The sequence below is a fragment of the Nocardia sp. TBRC8007 genome (genome assembly GCF_056629435.1).
The window spans coordinates 260,566-278,674 of sequence record NZ_JBWSOR010000002.1 but is presented as its reverse complement, the minus strand read 5'-3'; the positions used below and the strand labels follow the sequence as shown (position 1 = coordinate 278,674).

Annotated in this window: 19 protein-coding genes; 7 read left to right on the top strand and 12 right to left on the bottom strand. The window is 64.3% G+C overall.

What is annotated here, in order from left to right:
• The first annotated feature begins 37 nt into the window (after positions 1-37).
• Genes ACX4ZE_RS03875 through ACX4ZE_RS03865 form a run of 3 tightly spaced genes read left to right on the top strand, consistent with a single transcriptional unit; the run spans position 38 to position 2,203 of the window.
• Positions 38-778 (top strand): maleate cis-trans isomerase family protein, encoded by a 741-nt coding sequence (locus ACX4ZE_RS03875; protein ID WP_480271870.1) that lies wholly within the window; start codon positions 38-40, stop codon positions 776-778.
• 41 nt (positions 779-819) lie between these two features.
• Positions 820-1,551 carry a maleate cis-trans isomerase family protein gene (locus ACX4ZE_RS03870; RefSeq protein WP_480271869.1) on the top strand — a complete coding sequence of 244 codons (732 nt, stop codon included), beginning with the start codon at positions 820-822 and terminating at the stop codon, positions 1,549-1,551.
• Positions 1,538-2,203 (top strand): GntR family transcriptional regulator, encoded by a 666-nt coding sequence (locus ACX4ZE_RS03865; protein WP_480271868.1) that lies wholly within the window; start codon positions 1,538-1,540, stop codon positions 2,201-2,203. The genes ACX4ZE_RS03870 and ACX4ZE_RS03865 overlap by 14 nt, the downstream gene beginning before the upstream one ends.
• A gap of 59 nt (positions 2,204-2,262) precedes the next feature.
• On the opposite strand, the gene truB is transcribed toward ACX4ZE_RS03865, so the two are convergent.
• From truB to rimP, 11 genes are all read right to left on the bottom strand, one after another.
• Positions 2,263-3,162 (bottom strand): tRNA pseudouridine(55) synthase TruB, encoded by a 900-nt coding sequence (gene truB, locus ACX4ZE_RS03860; protein WP_480271867.1) that lies wholly within the window; start codon positions 3,160-3,162, stop codon positions 2,263-2,265.
• A complete protein-coding gene (gene npt, locus ACX4ZE_RS03855; RefSeq protein WP_480271866.1) occupies positions 3,162-3,830 on the bottom strand; it encodes a 4'-phosphopantetheinyl transferase Npt in 669 nt (222 codons plus the stop codon). Before npt ends, truB begins: the two co-directional genes overlap by 1 nt.
• A gap of 74 nt (positions 3,831-3,904) precedes the next feature.
• A complete protein-coding gene (locus ACX4ZE_RS03850) occupies positions 3,905-4,864 on the bottom strand; it encodes a metallophosphoesterase family protein (protein ID WP_480271865.1) in 960 nt (319 codons plus the stop codon).
• A 56-nt stretch (positions 4,865-4,920) separates the two neighbouring features.
• Complete coding sequence (locus ACX4ZE_RS03845; RefSeq protein WP_480271864.1) at positions 4,921-6,321, bottom strand: MATE family efflux transporter; 1,401 nt, start codon at positions 6,319-6,321, stop codon at positions 4,921-4,923.
• A 172-nt stretch (positions 6,322-6,493) separates the two neighbouring features.
• Positions 6,494-7,495 (bottom strand): DHH family phosphoesterase, encoded by a 1,002-nt coding sequence (locus ACX4ZE_RS03840; RefSeq protein ID WP_480271863.1) that lies wholly within the window; start codon positions 7,493-7,495, stop codon positions 6,494-6,496.
• Positions 7,496-7,507: 12 nt separating this feature from the next.
• Positions 7,508-7,951: a 30S ribosome-binding factor RbfA gene (rbfA, locus tag ACX4ZE_RS03835; RefSeq protein ID WP_480271862.1), complete on the bottom strand. Its 444-nt coding sequence runs from the start codon at positions 7,949-7,951 to the stop codon at positions 7,508-7,510.
• Positions 7,952-8,050: 99 nt separating this feature from the next.
• Entirely contained in the window at positions 8,051-8,341 is a 291-nt protein-coding gene (locus ACX4ZE_RS03830) for a DUF503 domain-containing protein (RefSeq protein WP_480271861.1), read from the bottom strand.
• 66 nt (positions 8,342-8,407) lie between these two features.
• Complete coding sequence (gene infB, locus ACX4ZE_RS03825; protein ID WP_480271860.1) at positions 8,408-11,401, bottom strand: translation initiation factor IF-2; 2,994 nt, start codon at positions 11,399-11,401, stop codon at positions 8,408-8,410.
• A gap of 104 nt (positions 11,402-11,505) precedes the next feature.
• Positions 11,506-11,784: a YlxR family protein gene (locus ACX4ZE_RS03820; RefSeq protein WP_480271859.1), complete on the bottom strand. Its 279-nt coding sequence runs from the start codon at positions 11,782-11,784 to the stop codon at positions 11,506-11,508.
• Between the two features lie 190 nt (positions 11,785-11,974).
• Positions 11,975-13,003, bottom strand: a complete 1,029-nt coding sequence (gene nusA, locus ACX4ZE_RS03815; protein ID WP_480271858.1) for a transcription termination factor NusA — start codon at positions 13,001-13,003, stop codon at positions 11,975-11,977.
• Entirely contained in the window at positions 13,000-13,674 is a 675-nt protein-coding gene (gene rimP / locus ACX4ZE_RS03810) for a ribosome maturation factor RimP (RefSeq protein ID WP_480271857.1), read from the bottom strand. Before rimP ends, nusA begins: the two co-directional genes overlap by 4 nt.
• A 160-nt stretch (positions 13,675-13,834) precedes the next feature.
• Here rimP and ACX4ZE_RS03805 point away from each other — a divergent pair, with 160 nt between their 5' ends.
• Both ACX4ZE_RS03805 and ACX4ZE_RS03800 read left to right on the top strand, forming a co-directional pair.
• Positions 13,835-14,413: a hypothetical protein gene (locus tag ACX4ZE_RS03805; RefSeq protein WP_480271856.1), complete on the top strand. Its 579-nt coding sequence runs from the start codon at positions 13,835-13,837 to the stop codon at positions 14,411-14,413.
• Positions 14,410-14,844, top strand: a complete 435-nt coding sequence (locus ACX4ZE_RS03800) for a ferritin-like domain-containing protein (RefSeq protein WP_480271855.1) — start codon at positions 14,410-14,412, stop codon at positions 14,842-14,844. The genes ACX4ZE_RS03805 and ACX4ZE_RS03800 overlap by 4 nt, the downstream gene beginning before the upstream one ends.
• A 141-nt stretch (positions 14,845-14,985) precedes the next feature.
• Here ACX4ZE_RS03800 and ACX4ZE_RS03795 read toward each other — a convergent pair whose 3' ends face one another.
• The gene (locus ACX4ZE_RS03795) at positions 14,986-15,666 is read right to left on the bottom strand and encodes a TetR/AcrR family transcriptional regulator (protein ID WP_480271854.1); all 681 of its coding nucleotides are present in this window, start codon (positions 15,664-15,666) and stop codon (positions 14,986-14,988) included.
• Positions 15,667-15,934: 268 nt separating this feature from the next.
• On the opposite strand from ACX4ZE_RS03795, the gene ACX4ZE_RS03790 reads away from it, so the two are divergent.
• Positions 15,935-16,861 (top strand): metal-dependent hydrolase, encoded by a 927-nt coding sequence (locus ACX4ZE_RS03790; protein ID WP_480271853.1) that lies wholly within the window; start codon positions 15,935-15,937, stop codon positions 16,859-16,861.
• A 13-nt stretch (positions 16,862-16,874) separates the two neighbouring features.
• Entirely contained in the window at positions 16,875-18,035 is a 1,161-nt protein-coding gene (locus ACX4ZE_RS03785; protein WP_480271852.1) for a hypothetical protein, read from the top strand.
• Positions 18,036-18,109: the final 74 nt, after the last annotated feature.

Below are 18,109 nucleotides of genomic sequence, written 5' to 3'. Positions count from 1 at the left end.
TCGGAGGTAGTCCCGGCTGAGCACGAGAGGGGCCGTAGTGGATCTGAGCTTTCCTGACCTCGACGGGCCCGTTGCGCAGCGAGGCATCGGCATCATCGCTCCGTTCGATCTCGCACTCGAACGCGAGCTGTGGCGCTGGGCTCCCTTGGAGGTGAGCCTGCACCTGGCCCGCACCCCCTACGAACCGGTCCCGGTGTCACTCGAGATGGCCGAGCTGGTATCCGCTGCCGCGCACCTGACCGCGGCCACCCGTAACGTGCTGCACGTGGAACCCGAAGTAGTCGCCTACCTGTGCACTTCAGGCAGCTTCATCAAAGGCCTGGCCCACGAAAGGTCACTGCGCGAAACCATTTGCCAGGCCGGGGCCCAGACTGCGGTCACCACATCGGGTGCGCTGGTCGAGGCGATCCAGCACCTCAACCTGACTCGGATCTCAGTACTCACTCCCTATGACGAGATCCTCACGCACAAGCTGCACGACTTCCTCGCCGAAGCCGGATGTGCGGTAGTGCGCTCAGATCATCTCGGATTGGGTGGCGGCATATGGAAAGTCGGCTACCGCACCATCGCCGAACGCATCGTCGGCGCCGATGCCCCCGACGCGCAGGCCATCTTCGTCAGCTGCACCAACCTGCCTACCTACGACGTCATCGAGCCGCTGGAAAAGGCGCTCGGCAAACCCGTGCTCACCGCCAACCAGCTCACCATGTGGTCCTGTCTCGGAAGGATGAAATTACCGATGATGGGGCCAGGAAAGTGGTTGCTCAACGTTTTCTGAAAGTCTGGTTTCCCGAAGGTCCCAAAGAGAAAGGACACCATATGCGCGCACCCACCGTCGGCTTCATCTATCCCGATCACGCGGCCGAAGACGACTACCCACTCGCGGCGACGGCACTCGACGCGCATCTACCGGTGGTTCATATCTACGGCACTGATCTGCACGCCGTCCCCGAGCTGCTCGATCTGGGCAACCCCGAGAAACTACGCGACGGCGCGGCGCTGCTTGCCCCGCATCGCCCCGAGGCGATCGTCTGGGCCTGCACCTCAGGCAGTTTCGTCTACGGCCCCGCAGGCGCCCGCGAACAGGTGCACGCGCTGTCCACTGCGGCGGGCGTGCCCGCGACCAGCACCAGTTTCGCTTTCACCGACGCAGTGCACGCGCTCGGCCTGCACACCGTCGCGGTCGCGGCCAGCTATCCTGACGAGGTCGCCCGGCTGTTCGTGGGATTCCTCGCCGATGCGGACATCGACGTCATCTCGATGTCCAGTGCGGGTATCGACACCGCCGCGGAAGTCGGCACCCTTACCCCGGCCCAGGTCCTGCAGCTGGCGATAGACAACGACCACCCCGAAGCGCAAGCGCTGCTCATTCCCGACACCGCCATGCACACTCTCGCAGTGCTGCCCGACTTGGAGGCCAGACTGGGCAAACCAGTGCTGACAGCCAATCAGGTCACCATCTGGACAGGCCTGCGATTGGCTGGCGTCGAACCGACCGCACCTGCGCTCGGCACTCTGTTCGCACACAGGAAGACCGATGTCCTTCGTTGACTTCGAGCCAGTGAATCGGCAATCGACCGCGGAGATGATTGCCGATCGGCTCCGCGAGGCGGTCATGCACGGCAATCTCGCACCTGGTACCCAGCTCGGCGAAACCGATCTGGCCGCGCAATTCGCGGTGTCGCGCGGGCCGGTGCGCGAGGCGATGCAGCGCCTGATATCCGAAGGCTTATTGCACAGTATCCGCCACCGCGGCATCTTCGTCGTCGAACTGGCTCTCGACGACGTCATCGATATCTACCGTGCCAGAACTGTGCTGGAAGGCGGTGCGCTCGAACTGATCCTCGACGGCCGCCGTGCCCTCGCCTACAAGGCCCTGGAACCCAGCGTCGAGGAGATGCTCGCATACGCCGACAAGGGGGACGCGGTAGGCGTATCCAACGCCGACCAAGCCTTCCATCAGACCTTGGTGGAGAGCGCGGCCAGCCCTCGGCTGGTACGTGCGGCCCGCACCCTGTTGATCGAGACCCGGATGTGCCTGGGCGCCTTACAGACCACCTACCCTGATCTGAGCGAACAGGCCCGCGAACACATCGACCTCCGGGAGGCGATCGCCACTGCTCCGTCGGTCCGGGTACGGACCCTGCTCATCGAACACATGGACGACGCAGTGAACCGCCTCCGCCAGCAGGTCGGCGGCTGAGCGGCAACCTCTCCTCGATAGCCTCCACTCCGAAAGCCGATGAAAGCCGCCACGCGTTTCTAGAGGTTGGATGGGCGCACCACCATGACCGACGCTGCCCGTCGGTCGCTTTCCCGCAGCAGCGCGATCACACGCCCAGCCGGGTCGACAGCGGCGTAGACAACAGGTATCCCGACAGGTTCGAGCCAGCGTCCGTTGCGCAGGTCATCGGTCTGTTTCTCGTCGATATCTCGGCACGGGAACGCGATGCGCACCGCAGCGTCGATATCGAGGCTCAGCGGCGACCCATCTGATTCCACGATGGCGGACAGCTCATCCACGGTGCGGGCATGGTCGAGGGTGAACGGACCGACTCTGGTTCGGCGCAACGCGGTCAGATGACCACCTACACCGAGCGCAGCGCCCAGGTCACGGGCCAACGCCCGCACATAGGTACCCGAGGAACACTCGACCAGCACATCCAGATCGAGAAAATCTCCGACCTCACGACGCGCGAGCACATCGAAACACGACACCGTCACCGGACGAGCGGCCAGCTGAACGTCTTCACCAGCACGGTAGCGGGCGTAGGCACGTACACCGTTCACCTTGATCGCGCTCACTGTGGCAGGGACTTGATCGATGTCACCGGTCGATTCGGCGACATGTCTGGCGATATCGGAGTCGGTGAGGTGGCGGGCCGGGGTGGTAGAAAGTACCTCACCCTCGGCGTCGTCGGTATCGGTCGCCTGGCCGAGACGGATTGTCGCGGTGTATGCCTTGGTCGTCAGAGTGAGCAGACCGAGCAGCTTGGTCGCGCGCTCCACACCGAGCACCAGCACACCGGTGGCCATCGGGTCCAGCGTTCCCGCATGTCCGACCTTCTTGGTGTGCAGCAGTTTGCGGCACTTCGCGACGACATCGTGGCTGGTCCGGCCAGCGGGCTTGTCGATAATGAGCAGACCGCCTAGACCGTCCATCAGATGTGCGCGATCGCGGTCAGGATGTATCCATCGACGATCTGCCAACGGCCCTCGAACGAACGCAAGGGAACCCCGCCGTCCGCGGTCTGGCCCGGCACCAGCAACCTGCTGTGGAAACTCCCGTACCCGGAAGCGGCAGCGCGGTCCTCGATCTCGAAAGTGATGTGCGCATCCTCGAAACCCAGCCAGCGCATCGTCAAGGGAAACCACGCCTTGTAGGTGGCCTCTTTGGCGCAGAACAGCAGCCGGTCCAGGTGCAGCTCGGAGTCGGTGGCTTTCAGCCACTGTCGCTCTTGAGGCAGGCTTACCGAGTCGAGTACGCCGTCGGGAAGCGTGGCGTGCGGCTCGGCATCGATGCCGATGGAACGAAACCTCAGCTTATGGCCGAGCGCGGCGGCCCGATAACCGTCGCAGTGGGTCAGACTGCCGACGATCCCGCGTGGCCACACCGGAGCGCCCTGCTCTCCCTTGCCGATCGCGACCGGCGGTTCGCCGAGTTGTTCGAGCGCCAGCCTGGCACAGTGCCTGGCACCGATGAAATCACGACGCCGCTTTTCCACCGACTTGGCGATGAGGTGCTCCTCTGCCGGATACGGCCGCAGATCCTCCGGATAAGCCAGCAGCTCGGCCGAGGCCACACCCGCGGGCAGAATGTTCTCGATCATCACTTACGAGCCTAGTCCAGTACCATCGGCCGGAATACGACGCCACCACCCCACTCGGCTCGCGCAGGCGGAAACTATGCTTGCCCGTGCCGCCGCTGCGCCTTACTACGCATGACGGCGGCAGCGGCTTCCATTTCCGGGGTCACCCTGAAATGACCGCCCCACTTGTTCAGCGTGCCCGGTGGATATAGCGGAGTCGGCAGGATCTGCCGCAACAGTCGGTCGGGCAATCCGCGGCGCTGCCATTCGCGCGGGTAGCCGATCGATACCTCCTCGAACCGGACGCCATCGTAGTGTGATGTGCGCGGGATGTGCAGATGACCGTAGACCGAGCAGACCACGTTGTACCGGGTGTGCCAGTCCGCGGTCAGTTCAGTACCGCACCACAGCGCGAACTCCGGATAGAACAACACCTCGGTCGGCTGACGGACCAGCGGGAAGTGATTGATCAATACGACCGGGGTGCCGGGTGCGAGCGCATCGAGCCTGCGCTTGGTCGCCTGCACGCGAGCATGGCACCACGCCTCCTTGGTCGCGTATGGCTCCGACGAGAGCAGGAACTCATCGGTCGCCACCACATTACGCTTTCTGGCGATGGCCAGTCCCTCTGTCTTGTCGGTGGCACCCGCAGGCAGGAACGAATAGTCGTACAACAGGAACATCGGCACCAGCGTCACCGGTCCGCCGTACTCTTGTGCGCCGGCGCCCTCCCACACCGGGAACGGGTCTTCTGGTGTGAGCACGTCCAGATCGCGACACAGCGCGACCAAGTAGTCGTAGCGCGCCACCCCGGACATCTGCACCGGATCCTTCGCCGTAGTCCACAGCTCATGATTGCCAGGAACCCAGATAACCTTGGCGAACCTGCTACGCAGCAGTTTCAGCGCCCATCGGATGTCCTCGGTTTTCTCCCCCACGTCTCCGGCCACGATAAGCCAGTCTTCCGGCGAGTCCGCCGTGATCTGCTCGACAATCGGCCGATTCCCCTGGTGCCCGACGTGAATATCACTGACCGCCATCAACTTGGGTATCATCACACCTACCTTGACATATCTTTTCCGATCCGCGCATACCAGCGGCCGAGTGCCACTCATCCCGGTATCTCGGTACCGGGGCGGGTCCACCGGCCCGAAAGCGCTCGCCGAGTGACCGCGATCAGCCGCAACATCATGAACGCGGCCAAGCCGGACCAGATTCCGCCCACTCCCCAGCCGAATGCCAGCGACAACCAAACGGCGGGCAGGAAACCCAACAGCGCCGCGGCGAGCGTGGTGGTACGCAAGTAGGCGGCGTCACCCGCACCGAGCAGAACACCGTCCAAGGCGAAGACAACCCCTGCCACCGGAATCAAAGCGACGAAGAACCACCACACCACATGAGTATGGTCGAGCACCTCTTGGTCGTCAGTGAACAGTAATGGGACGACTGCGGCCCCCATCGCGAAAAAAGCGGCGAGAACGAGGCTGAAGAGCTCCGACCACAAGGTTACCCGTCGGGCGATGCCGCGGGCGCCCGTGGCATCGCCCGCACCGAGCGCGGCACCGATAAGCGTCTGCGCGGCGATGGCCAACGCATCCAAGGCGAGCGCGAGAAAATTCCACAGCTGCAGGACCATCTGATGCGCGGCCACCGAAGCGGCACCGAAGCGAGCGGCGACCGCCGCTGCCGAGACGAAGCAGGCCTGGAATGCAGCGCTACGGACAATGAGGTCACGCCCGAGTACGAGCTGCGCACGGATGAGCGACCATCGCGGAAGCAGCGAGACTCGTTCACGGATCAGTGCGGTCGCGAACAGAACCGCGGTGACGAGCTGTCCGGCGAGATTCGCCACCGCCGAACCAGGCAGCTCCAGACGTGGCGCGCCGAGAAGCCCATGCACCAGCATCGGACAGAGGACGGCCGAGACCATGAGCCCGGCAATTACATAGATCAGCGGACGGCGTGTGTGCTGGATACCGCGCAACCATCCGTTGCCTGCCATGGCGATCAGGATCAGCGGCACACCGAAAAGCGCGATGCGTACCCAGGCCAATGCTTCCTCCGCGATATCGCCGCCACCGGCGATGGCGGTGGTCAACGGCACGGCGAACATCTGAGCCAACAGCAGAATCGCGGCGCCGACCACGATGGCGATCCAGGTCGCCTGCACTCCTTCGGTGACCGCGCCCAAGCGGTCCCCCACGCCGTGGCGTCGAGCCGAGCGCGCAGTCGTGCCATAAGACAGGAAGGTCAGTTGTGAACTCGTCTGGGCCAAAATCAGTCCACCGACCGCGAGGCCTGCCAGCGCGAGCGCGTCGAGCCGACCGACAACGGCGATATCGAACAGCAGATAAAGCGGTTCGGCGACCAGTACGCCGAGCGTCGGCACCGCAAGCCCGAAAATACGCCTCGGCCCAACCTCGGCAACCTGGCGAGTGCCGGATATCCGCACCTCGGCTACCTGCGATGCCCGAACTGCGATTTCCATTTCACCGGAGTCATCCGCTGTCATGAGCGCCTACCGCACCAGGCTCGCCCAAGTCTCTCCTGCACTCGGCGCGACGCAGGTCGAGAACGGCGGGCAGGCACGGAGTCGACCGCAGCCCACACTGGTGATTCGAGTCGACGTCCAGCCATAGCGGTCATGGCGACCGTTTCATGTCGGTCGGCGCCGTGGATCCCGCTCACCCTAGCGCGGCCACCAGCGCACCGACCACGTCGTCGGGCGTGCCGTAAGCGGTGTACCCGGCGGCGAAGCGGTGCCCACCACCCCCAAGTCCCGCGGCCACCTCCGACACATCCACCCCGTAGCCCGATCTTGACCCGACAGCGCGCGAGCGAAGCGACACCGTCCACCGGTCCGATGCGGTACGGGATTGCTTGAACACCGCTGCGACCCCTGCCTCTGCGGTCGTGCGCACGACATCGATCACGCTCTCGGCCTCCTCTGGGCACACCTCTCCGGCGTCGTCGTGACGCACGAATACGTATACCAGCCCGACGCCACCGCACACTTCCGGCACGAGCTGCGCCGTAGCGAGCACTCGAGACAACACCGGCAACCAGTCGAACGGGTGAGTATCCAAAAAAATGCGACTGATCTCGACACCGTCGATTCCGGTAGCCAGCAATCGCTCGGCCAGCTCATGGGTACCCGAACGCACCCACCGAAACGAACCGGTATCGGTGACCAGGCCGGCGTAGAGGCAGTGCGCGATATCCGGATCTATCGGCACGCCCCACCTATCGAGTAGCCGCGTGATCAGGCTCGTTGTGGACTCTGCGCCAGGATCGACCACGTTGATCGAACCAAAGAGCGTGTTCGATTGATGGTGGTCGATCACTATCGTTGTCGCGGCGCCGACCAAGCGGTCGGCAAGCGCACCTAGCCGACTCGCGCTACCACAGTCCACCGCGACGAGCAGATCCACCGCAGCACGCACTTCGGTTGGTGCCACCACATGCTGCAGCCCCGGCAGCGAACGTATCGGCACCGGCAACTCGGCTGGTTCGGCGAATGACACCTGTACCGGAATACCGCGCTGGTGCAGGACCAGAGCCAGCGCCAGGCCACTTCCTATAGTGTCCGCGTCGGGCTGCACATGGCAAAGGATCGTCACCGAGCGCGCAGCATCCAGAGCCGCCACGGCGGCAGCAAGACCCGCCGTTTCCCGTATCGCCGTCATCAGTACCTGACGTCACTCATCGGCGGCGCGTTCGACCTTGTAGGGGTCCGCGTCTCCTGCGTGTCTGGCGGTGGCGGCCACCCTGGCGACCGCATCATCCGCGGCCCGTGCCCGAGCGAGCAGCTCCTCCATCTGCCGTGCCGCATCGGGTACCGTATCCAGTACGAACGCCAGGGACGGGGTGAATTTCACCCCGGTACCCGCCCCCACCTTCGAACGCAATACCCCCCTGGCCTTCTCCAGGCCTGCGGCCGCGCCATCGTAATCCGGCTCGACATCGAGAGTTTCACCCATCACGGTGTAGTACACCGTCGCCTCCCGAAGATCACCAGTGACCTTGGCGTCGGTAATGGTCACGAAACGCAGCCGCGGATCTTTCACTTCGTATTCGATCGCGGTCGCCACAATCGAGGAAATCCGCTTGGCGAGTCGGCGTGCCCTGGCTTGATCCACCATGGCCGTTTCCTCCTCACTACTCACTTTGTTCAACAGCCACGGAAACGTGGCGGCGCCGCGGCCGAGATCGCGCAACGATGCCGATCACTGCCGCCGCGCTCAGTCTTCGGGGCCGAAAATCCGGCGGCGCACCGCCAGCAACTGTAACTCCGGGCGAGCCGCGACGTGTCGTTCACATTTGTCCAGCACCTCGGTCAGGTGGTCCATCCCTGCGCTGACCATGGCCACACCCAGCAGCGAACGGCGGTACAGCTCATGCCCTCCGCCCTCGGCAGCACTCACACCGAAGCGCTGTAGCTCTGCCACAATCGGCCGGATCACCGAGCGCTTCTGCTTCAGTGAATGCACATCACCGAGCAATACATCGAACTCCAGTGCACCCAGGTACACCCGTACCCCTCCGATTATCTCGGACGAACGGCCCGGACGCCGCAGCGTCCGGGCCTCGTCTCGCTCTCAGTCGCGCGGCTTCTCGCGCAGCTCGTAGGCCTCGATGACGTCGCCTTCCTTGATATCGGAGTAGGTGACCGTCATACCGCACTCGAAGCCCTCACGAACCTCGGTCACGTCGTCCTTCTCTCGGCGCAACGAGGAGATCGTCATCGTCTCGGCAATCACTACATTGTCGCGGAGCAAGCGCGCCTTGGCATTGCGCTTGATCGAGCCCGAGGTGACCATACAACCGGCGATGGTACCGACCTTCGAAGAGCGGAACAGCGCCCTGATCTCGGCCCGGCCCAACTCGACCTCTTCGTAGATCGGCTTGAGCATGCCCTTGAGAGCCTTCTCGATCTCATCGATGGCCTGGTAGATCACCGAGTAATACCGGATATCGACGCCCTCGCGGTTGGCCAGCTCGGTCGCCTTGCCCTCGGCCCGGACATTGAATCCGATGATGATCGCGTTCGATGCGGAAGCGAGGTTGACATTCGTCTCGGTGACACCGCCGACACCACGATCGATGACCCGCAGCCGCACTTCGTCGTCCACCTGGATGCCGAGCAGAGCCTCTTCAAGCGCCTCGACGGTACCGGAATTGTCGCCCTTGAGAATCAGGTTCAGCTCGCTGGTTTCCTTCAGCGCGGCATCCAGATCTTCGAGGCTGATCCGCTTGCGGCTGCGAGCGGCCAGCGCATTGCGTTTACGTGCGTTGCGCCGGTCTGCGATCTGCCGTGCGATCCGGTCCTCGTCGACCACGAGCAGGTTGTCTCCGGCACCCGGCACCGACGTGAAGCCGATGACCTGAACGGGACGCGACGGCAGCGCCGCCTCGACGTCTTCGCCGTGCTCGTCCACCATGCGGCGCACACGACCATAGGCATCGCCCGCCACGATCGAATCACCGACGCGCAGTGTGCCGCGCTGCACCAGCACCGTGGCCACCGGACCGCGGCCGCGGTCGAGATGGGCCTCGATAGCCACACCCTGGGCGTCCATATCCGGGTTCGCGCGCAGATCGAGGGCAGCGTCCGCGGTAAGCAGAACTGCCTCGAGCAATGCCTCGATATTGGTGCCTTGCTTGGCAGAGATGTCGACGAACATGGTGTCGCCACCATATTCCTCGGAGACCAAGCCGTACTCGGTGAGCTGCTGCCGGATCTTCTGCGGGTTGGCACCCTCCTTATCGATCTTGTTGACTGCCACCACGATCGGCACCTCGGCGGCCTGCGCGTGATTGATTGCCTCTACCGTCTGCGGCATGACACCGTCGTCGGCCGCGATCACGAGGATCGCAATGTCGGTGGCCTTCGCGCCACGGGCACGCATAGCGGTGAACGCCTCGTGGCCCGGAGTGTCGATGAAAGTGATGAGCCGATCCTCGGTACCCAAGTGGGTGAGCACCTGGTAGGCGCCGATGTGCTGGGTGATACCGCCTGCTTCGCCTTCTCGGACGTTCGCTTTACGAATGGTGTCCAGCAATCGGGTCTTACCGTGGTCGACGTGGCCCATAACGGTTACCACCGGCGGACGTTGTTCGAGATCTTCCTCGCCACCCTCGTCCTCGCCGTAGGTGAGGTCGAACGACTCCAGCAGCTCGCGGTCCTCGTCCTCGGGGCTGACCACGTGCACCACGTAGTTCATCTCACCACCGAGCAGCTCTAGCGTCTCGTCGTTCACCGACTGTGTCGCGGTGACCATCTCGCCGAGGTTGAACAGCGCTTGTACCAGTGCGGCCGGGTTGGCATCGATCTTCTCCGCGAAGTCCGACAGTGACGCACCTCGGGCGAGCCGGATGATTTCACCGTTGCCACGGGGCAGCCGCACGCCGCCGACAGCGGGGGCTTGCATCGAGTCGTACTCTTGCCGCTTCTGCCGCTTCGATTTACGACCGCGGCGAGGCGCGCCGCCGGGACGGCCGAATGCGCCCGCCGCGCCGCCACGACCGCCCGGACCACCCGGACGACCGCCGCCCCCGCCGGGACGACCGCGAAAGCCACCGGACGGACCGGCACCGGGCGCTCCCGCTCCCGCGGCACCGCCACCGCCACCGCGGTAGCCGCCACCACCGCCGCCACCAGGACGACCGGCACCACCGCCGGGACGCCCAGGACGCCCCGCGCCGGGACCACCGGAACCTCCCGGACGCGCCGCACGCGACGGCATCGCACCGGGGTTCGGCCGCGGCGGCATCGAACCCGGGCTGGGGCGCGGGCCGCCGGGGCGCGGACCACCCTGACCGGGTGTCGGACGCGCACCCTGGGCCGGCCCCGGACGTGCACCGCCTTGCGCTGGACCGGGCCTCGGTCCGCTTTGCGTGGGCCCTGGGCGCGGACCAGGAGTCGGGCGAGACGCGGGGCGTTCCGGAGCCGACGAGTAGGGGTTGTTACCGACACGTGGCTGCTTCGGGCCCGGCCGCGGACCGGGGGTGGCGCCAGGACGCGGGCCCCCCGGCGTCGGGGCGCTGGAACGTTGCTGGCCAGGCCGCTGCTGACCAGGACGCTGCTGACCAGGACGAGGAGCACCTGGTGTAGGACGGGGACCAGACGGCGCGGGCGCGGAACCCGAGGCCGCGGCAGTAGGCGGCGCGGACGAATCCCGCGCGGCGGGTTTGGGCGCGGGAGTGGGGCCAGGCCGCGTCGGACCCGGCTTCGCGACCGAGGGCTCACTGGTGGGCGCGGCCGGTCGGACAGGAGCGGCTTCCTTGGCGGCTGGCGCCGCTGGAGCCTGCGCAGGCGATGGCCCTGGGCGCGGGCCGGGACGTGGACCATTACCCGTGGGTTTCGCGGCCGGACGGGCCGCTGACGGACCGGGCCGCGCACCCGGCTTGCCACCGTTCGATGGAGCGGATTTCGCCGCGAACGACTCACGCAGCCGACGTGCGACGGGAGCTTCCACCGTCGACGACGCCGACTTCACGAACTCGCCCTGCTCCTTGAGCGTTGCGAGTAGTTCCTTGCTCGTGACTCCGAGTTCTTTTGCCAACTCGTGCACGCGGGCCTTGCCTGCCACTGCTCTCCTCACTGAGAGGTCGAGCAGCGCCACCGTCTTGGGGCGGCCCGCACGACCTCGGGTTATCTCCGATGGACGTTCATCGTTGGTACTTCACGGTGTGCTCATGAGTGCTCGTGCCTGTTCTCGAGGTAATACTCCAGGGCCGAGATATCCAGATGTCCGGACACTCGTAGTGCTCTGCCGATCGCTCGGCGCCGCTCTGCCGCGCTCAGACAAGCCGAAAGGGGGTGCAACCAGGCACCCCGTCCAGGAAGTCTGCGCCGCGAATCGGGGACGATCTCGATGACCCGAGAATTATCTCCGGTCACACGATTCCGAGCCACAATCCGCAACAGATCGACGGTCAGTTCGTGCTTCCGACATCCGATACACGTCCGCACAGGAGCTACCCGGCGCCGAGGCGCCGCATCCTGCTCGGTAGCGCGGTCGGGTACAAGAGCCGAAGGATCGGACTGAACCTTGGAACACTCTACCGCTGAAGCGTTCGGATCGCCGAACCCCTCCCCTGCGGAAGTTATCAATATGTCACCCCCGGCGATGTCACTCCGAGTGCTCCGCGACCGGTTCGGGTCAACTACGGTGTACCTCCGTCCGAACGGAACCGCCCACGTCGGGTGCGGCGTCGCTGCGGATATCGATGCGCCAACCGGTCAATCGCGCAGCGAGACGGGCATTCTGCCCCTCCTTGCCGATGGCCAGCGAAAGCTGGAAATCCGGAACCACGACGCGAGCCGCGCGTGCCTCGGCATCGACAATTGTGACCGAAACCACTTTGGACGGCGAGAGCGCATTCCCGACAAATGCCGCTGGATCGTCGGCGTAATCGATGATATCGATCTTTTCACCGGCCAGCTCACTCATCACATTGCGCACCCGCTGTCCCATCGGACCTATACAAGCGCCCTTGGCGTTGACTCCGGGCACCATGCTGCGCACTGCGATCTTGGAGCGGTGTCCCGCCTCCCTCGCCACAGCAGTGATCTCCACCGAACCATCGGCGATCTCGGGCACTTCCAACGCGAACAGCCGCCGCACCAGATTCGGGTGTGTGCGCGACAGCGTGATCTGCGGCCCGCGCGGACCGCGGGAGACGCCGACGACGTAGCACTTGATCCGGTCACCGTGCTCGTAGTCCTCGCCCGGCACCTGCTCGGCGGGCGGGATCAGCCCCTCCGCGCCGTGTAGCTCGCTGCCGACGTGCACCACGACGGTGCCACGAGCGTTGGCTCGCGCGTCGCGCTGCACTACGCCACCGACGATATCGCCCTCGTGCGTAGAGAAATCGCCGAAGGACTTCTCGTTCTCCGCATCACGTAGCCGCTGCAACACCACCTGCCTGGCGGTGGTCGCCGCGATCCGACCGAATCCCTCAGGAGTGTCGTCCCATTCGGAGATCACGGTGCCATCGGCATCCAACTCACGCGCCATCACCCGGACCACACCGGTCTTCTGATTGATATCGATGCGTGCGTTGAGCTGATGCCCCTCGGTATGCCGGTAAGCGGTGAGCAGCGCCGACTCGATCGCGGAGATCACGGTCTCGATCGAGATCCCCTTATCCGCGACGATCGCACGTAGGGCTTCGATTTCGATGTTCATTCCACGATCCCTTCGATCGGCGAATCAGACGCTGTTACTGGTTCGGGTTGCGCATTCGGGGTTCCGCGCGGCGGGCCGTGCTCCGCGATGTCGTCGACCGCCACCGCCTCTTCCCGGCCAGGGACAGGCCGCCCCGGCACAACCCCACCGGCGAGTTCCAGTTCCCGCAGGCCGGGCGGGGAGAACTCGACCTGAACTACGGCGCAAGCGATATCGGCGAGCGGAACCGTCACCCGATACGGATTTCGCTTACCGCCGAGTACCAGCACCACCGAAGCACCCGCGAGCGTACCGATCCTGGCCTCGAAAGCAGGTGACCCCACGGGCGAACGTACGCCTTCGCACAGCACGACACGCACCTTCCGACCCTGCGCCCGACGCCAGTGCCGGTCTGCGGTGAGCGGGCTGTCGATACCCGGAGTCGAGACTTCCAGCAGATAGGGCGTCTCACCGAAATCTCCCACGTCGTCCAGCAGAGCCGAGAGCTCCGTACTGAGCACGGTGAGGGAGTCCAGATCGGAAGTGTCGCTGTCCACCGTCACTTGCACCCGAGCCTGCGCATCCGCGTGCTTGCTCGCCGTTGAGATCTCGACACCCTCGAGGTCGAATCCTCGACGTTCGACGAGACCAGCTACGAGCTGGCTCACCCTTTCCTCGGTCGGCATCGGCATATGAGCGGCTCCTGGTTCAATTGTGGCGCGGCGGGAATTTCTCTACCGAAGCTCTAGCGTAACGCGCCACGAGAGTGTAATGGACCACCGGGCAAGGAGTACGCGCGCCACAATCGAAGCCTCGTCCGGTGACGTGCCGGGAATCTGGCACGATAGTCCCGTGCCCATCAGCCTCTTCGCCCCGCCGCGTGCCGGGCACACTTCCGGCATCCTTTCCGCCCATCCCGAGTCCCGCTTCTCGGCTCTGGATCGTCGCACCGCACTACGCCTCGCGGGCCGTGGAACGGCAGGCATCCTCGTCCTCGGCGCGTCGACGGGCTGCGCCACCGAGAACACCGCGCGCGAACCAGATCCACTGGCCGCGCCGGAGACGCTGGCCCGCGCCGACGCCGCTGCCGCGACCGCGGCCATCGCGACCGCACCGGAACGGCATGCCGCACTGAGCACCATCGCGGCCGAGCGCACCGCGCACGCCGACGCCTTACGCACCGAGATCGATCGCGCGATCGGCGTCTACGCCGATGGCACCACACCGACGCAGCACACCAACAGCTCGGATGCGGCCGCCGCCGTTACCGGTGATCTCGTCCCGCCGAGCATCGAAGCATTGCGCGCCCAGTTGACCAAGTCCCAGAAATCAGCTGCCGCCCTCGCTCGCGCCCTGTCCGGGTACCGGGCCGGATTACTCGCCTCGATCGGCGCGGCGTGCGCAACTCACACTGGGGTGTTACTGGCATGACCGAGGCCGAACGCCAAGCGCTGAGCGATGCGCTGAACGCCGAATACAGCGCGGTGTACGCCTACGGCGTGATCGCTGCGTACGCCTCCACCGCGCGCACCGAACTGATCGCCGAGTACGCTGCCGCACATCGCGCCCGGCGCGACGCCATTACCGATACCCTCGCCACAGAGGGCGCATCGATACCACCGCCCGATGCCGCCTACACGGCACCGTTCCCGGTCACCGACCCGGTCTCAGCCGCCCGACTCGCCGTGGCGGTCGAGTCCGACACCGCGGCCGCTTGGCGGTCGGTAGTCGAACGCGCTACATCCGCGACAGTTCGCGGTACCGGCGTCGACGCACTCACCGAAGCTGCCGTCCGGCTGGCCACCTGGCAATCGTTCCTCGGTGTGCACCCACCCACCCTCGCGTTCCCTGGCGAGACCTGACCGTCGCATCGACCCGCGGCACCCGGTCTCCGCTGTGAACTGCAGCAGGGCCTCACCCGGAGATCTCGCCGAGTGGACCACCGAGAACAGCTTCCCTCGACGTCACTCGCCGAAGTGAGCTGTCGGCTCAATCCAGTGGCATCAATCCAGTGGCAGCGGTTCATGACTGTCGAAGTTCGCCATATCCCGTTGCACCGCTGACTGAATGCTCTCCGATGGCTTCACCTGAGCAAGAATCGCCGCGCCCATCCAGCGGCGTAGATATCGCCGCAAGTCCTCTTCACCGCGTGGCGGATTCCCTGGGGAGAGAAAGAATGACTGCATTGTGCGCAAAAGGTATTCGACGAGTTCGTGTAGCGCGGCATCGTCGTACCCGTAGCGCTCCCAATCGACGTCGAAACGTTTGATCATCGTCGCTCCGAAGGTTTGCGCCTCCTCGGAAACGATGCCTTCAGGATGGATGTTCGAATACGTACTGGAAAGCAGAATGCCGAGGTGTGGCGTTCGGCGTACCTCGGCGAGCGTGTAGACCACTCCCCCGGTCAGTGCGTCGACCGGGTCTTCGATACCGCGCACGTGCCGTGCCAGCCGATCGAGAAATCCATCGACCGACGCGATCGCCGCCGCCCGCATCAGCGCGTCCGCGCTGGGAAAGTATCGGTACACCGTCTGCCTGATAACGCCTAGCGACTCCGCGACATCAGCGATGCTGATCTCCGAGCCGGTTCGCCCGATCAGATCGACCGCAGCGGCGACAATGCGCTGAGATGCTTCTTCGTCGTTGCTCGGCGGACTTCCGCGCCACCCACGCCTTCCTGCCACTGCCCGCTTTCCTCGGCTCGAACGATGCCTGCGCTTGCGCGATCTCTGAACGGATAGCTCGCCGACTATCCCGATCAAGAGGGCCTATCCAGATCAAGAGAGCGACCCTATCACAGGACAGTACATCGTCCGAGTACCGGTTACTCCCAGCATCTCGATTGTGATCATACATTTTGCAAGCTATGCGTATGATTACTTTCAGCGCAGCTACGGCGGATCCGAATGAGACCACCGGGCCATACGACTTCGAGAAAAGAGGTGCGGCCAAGTGACCCATCTACAAATGCGGAAGATGCGGTTCGCATTCGCGGACTACGGCGTGCCCTTCCTCTGGAACGAAGAGAATCCTGCGTTCTCCTCGATGGCCAATGCGGTGTCTTTCCTCGCAATCGCCTTCGAGAAAATGGTTGTGAACATGATTCGGGAGGTCAAGCCACTGATCACCGACCGAGAGGTGGCAGAGGAAGCCGATGCGTTCGTACATCAGGAGGGGCAACATTCCACAGCCCACCGCCAACATGTCAATGCCCTGATCAAGCAGTACCCCGGACTACAGGAGACGCTCAACGAAGTGATCGGAGAGTTCGACCGACTCACCGTGAACACTTCCGTCGAGTACCGGCTCGCCTACACCGCAGATCTGGAGGCGACCTTCACCCCCGTGTTCAAGCTGATGCTCGATAACGACGCATTTCTCTTCCGGCCGGGAGACGACCGGGTCGCTTCGCTGTTCATCTGGCACTTCGTCGAAGAAGTCGAACATCGCAGTTCCGCGCTCATCATCTTCGATTCTGTCGTCGGAAGCGATGTGTACCGGATGCGTATGGCGCCATCGATCTTCCGCCATGTGATGCGGGTCATCAGGGTGGCCTGCGAGGGATTCAACACGCATGTACCACTGGAGGATCGGAAGATCGACGCACTGGCGATGTTCGCCTCGTATCGGAGTAAGCAGAAGTTGCGCACGTGGTTTCCGCTGCTGAACACGCAAGACAACGGCCCGATGTCGCGCGCGTTCGACGACCTGCCACGCCGCGAGCAACTCATCGCATTGGTCGGCATCATCCGCAGTCAGCTACCCAAGCACAACCCGGCTCACGAGAAATTACCCGCACTTGCCGACCTGTGGTTCAACCGCTACGAGGCCGGATACGACGTCACACACTGGTATACCGCGGGTACCACCGCTTCGTAGGAGTTCTGAACTGATGGCTGATCACTGCGCACCCACCTTCGAGCGGCTCGCGACCACACTCGGCTTCTCCTGCGACGAGGCCGGTGGACTCGTCGAGGTGCGGAACCCTTTCGCATTGGAGAACTGGACACTGCCGATCCTGGAATTCACGATCATTCTGGGAGCGGTACTCACGCTGATCTACGCGATCACACGTTTGCGTCGTCACGGTGATCCCACCAATCTGGTGCTCTGGTTCGGCGCGACCGCCTATTTGTTCGTTATCGAGCCACCTTTGTACTTCCCGGCAGCCTTCGGCATCGACGCACACGTCGACACGATGTTCGCACACAACGTGTTCACCGTGGATTTCCTGTGGGGTCGGCTTCCGCTGTACATCGTCGCCGCCTATCCGTTCATGGCCACAATGGCTTTCGAGATCGTCAGGATGCTGGGTGTATTCCGCCGGTACGGAGTCGCGCTCGGCGCAGTCTGTGTAGGCTTCGTCCACCACGCCTTCTATGAGATCTTCGACCATCTCGGCCCACAACTGCGCTGGTGGGCGTGGGCTACCGAACATCCGATCAATCAACCGATGTTCGATTCGGTGCCGCTGCCGAGCGTGGTCGTCTTCGGCGCGTTGTGGCCGATATCTCTCGCGTTCTGTGCTCAACTTTTCGTCGGACGCCACGTCGACGCGGGGCGAGCCTTCTCCGGACCGCAGCTGGTGTGGCGGACCGTGGTCATCGGACTGCTCGCTTCCGTGGGAACAGCGGTATTGCCACTTCCAGCAACGCTGTTCGGCATGGGGAGCACCACAGTACGCGGATTCCTCTATGCGGCCGAGCTGGTTGTCGTCACCATCGTCGCCGCGCTGATCCTGACCCGGCAGTGGCAGCGGCTACGACACGGCCAGGCCGACACTCCGCAGTACACGAACAAGCTCATCCAGGTCTACAGCCTGGTTTACCTGGGCGTCATGGCGTTACTCTGGGCGACCGCACTACCGGACTTCTTTACCGCCTCGGATGGTGTGACAAACAACGGCGACCCGGTGGGGAACCTCTGGTATACCCTGGCCTGTTTCGCCGTAGCGATACTCTGCGTGATCGCCACGCTCACCATCCCACGTCGGAAGGCCGGAGAGAGCGGCACTACCACCACGGGCGACCAAGCAGTGGCGCATACGGCGTAGCCCAGGTCCACACAGGGCGGCCGAGTGCCCGAGCACCGGCCGCCCCGAACCGGGAAATCCCACGGAACGGCGAA

What these genes read in the sequence shown, in the direction of transcription:
- ACX4ZE_RS03840 (WP_480271863.1), bottom strand. Translation starts at nt 7,495, where the DNA reads ATGACGGCGATACGGGAAACGGCGGGTCTTGCTGCCGCCGTGGCGGCT.
- ACX4ZE_RS03850 (WP_480271865.1), bottom strand. Translation starts at nt 4,864, where the DNA reads ATGATACCCAAGTTGATGGCGGTCAGTGATATTCACGTCGGGCACCAG.
- ACX4ZE_RS03800 (WP_480271855.1), top strand. Translation starts at nt 14,410, where the DNA reads ATGACCGAGGCCGAACGCCAAGCGCTGAGCGATGCGCTGAACGCCGAA.
- ACX4ZE_RS03870 (WP_480271869.1), top strand. Translation starts at nt 820, where the DNA reads ATGCGCGCACCCACCGTCGGCTTCATCTATCCCGATCACGCGGCCGAA.
- rbfA (WP_480271862.1), bottom strand. Translation starts at nt 7,951, where the DNA reads ATGGTGGATCAAGCCAGGGCACGCCGACTCGCCAAGCGGATTTCCTCG.
- npt (WP_480271866.1), bottom strand. Translation starts at nt 3,830, where the DNA reads ATGATCGAGAACATTCTGCCCGCGGGTGTGGCCTCGGCCGAGCTGCTG.
- rimP (WP_480271857.1), bottom strand. Translation starts at nt 13,674, where the DNA reads ATGCCGATGCCGACCGAGGAAAGGGTGAGCCAGCTCGTAGCTGGTCTC.
- ACX4ZE_RS03845 (WP_480271864.1), bottom strand. Translation starts at nt 6,321, where the DNA reads ATGACAGCGGATGACTCCGGTGAAATGGAAATCGCAGTTCGGGCATCG.
- ACX4ZE_RS03785 (WP_480271852.1), top strand. Translation starts at nt 16,875, where the DNA reads ATGGCTGATCACTGCGCACCCACCTTCGAGCGGCTCGCGACCACACTC.
- truB (WP_480271867.1), bottom strand. Translation starts at nt 3,162, where the DNA reads ATGGACGGTCTAGGCGGTCTGCTCATTATCGACAAGCCCGCTGGCCGG.
- ACX4ZE_RS03865 (WP_480271868.1), top strand. Translation starts at nt 1,538, where the DNA reads ATGTCCTTCGTTGACTTCGAGCCAGTGAATCGGCAATCGACCGCGGAG.
- nusA (WP_480271858.1), bottom strand. Translation starts at nt 13,003, where the DNA reads ATGAACATCGAAATCGAAGCCCTACGTGCGATCGTCGCGGATAAGGGG.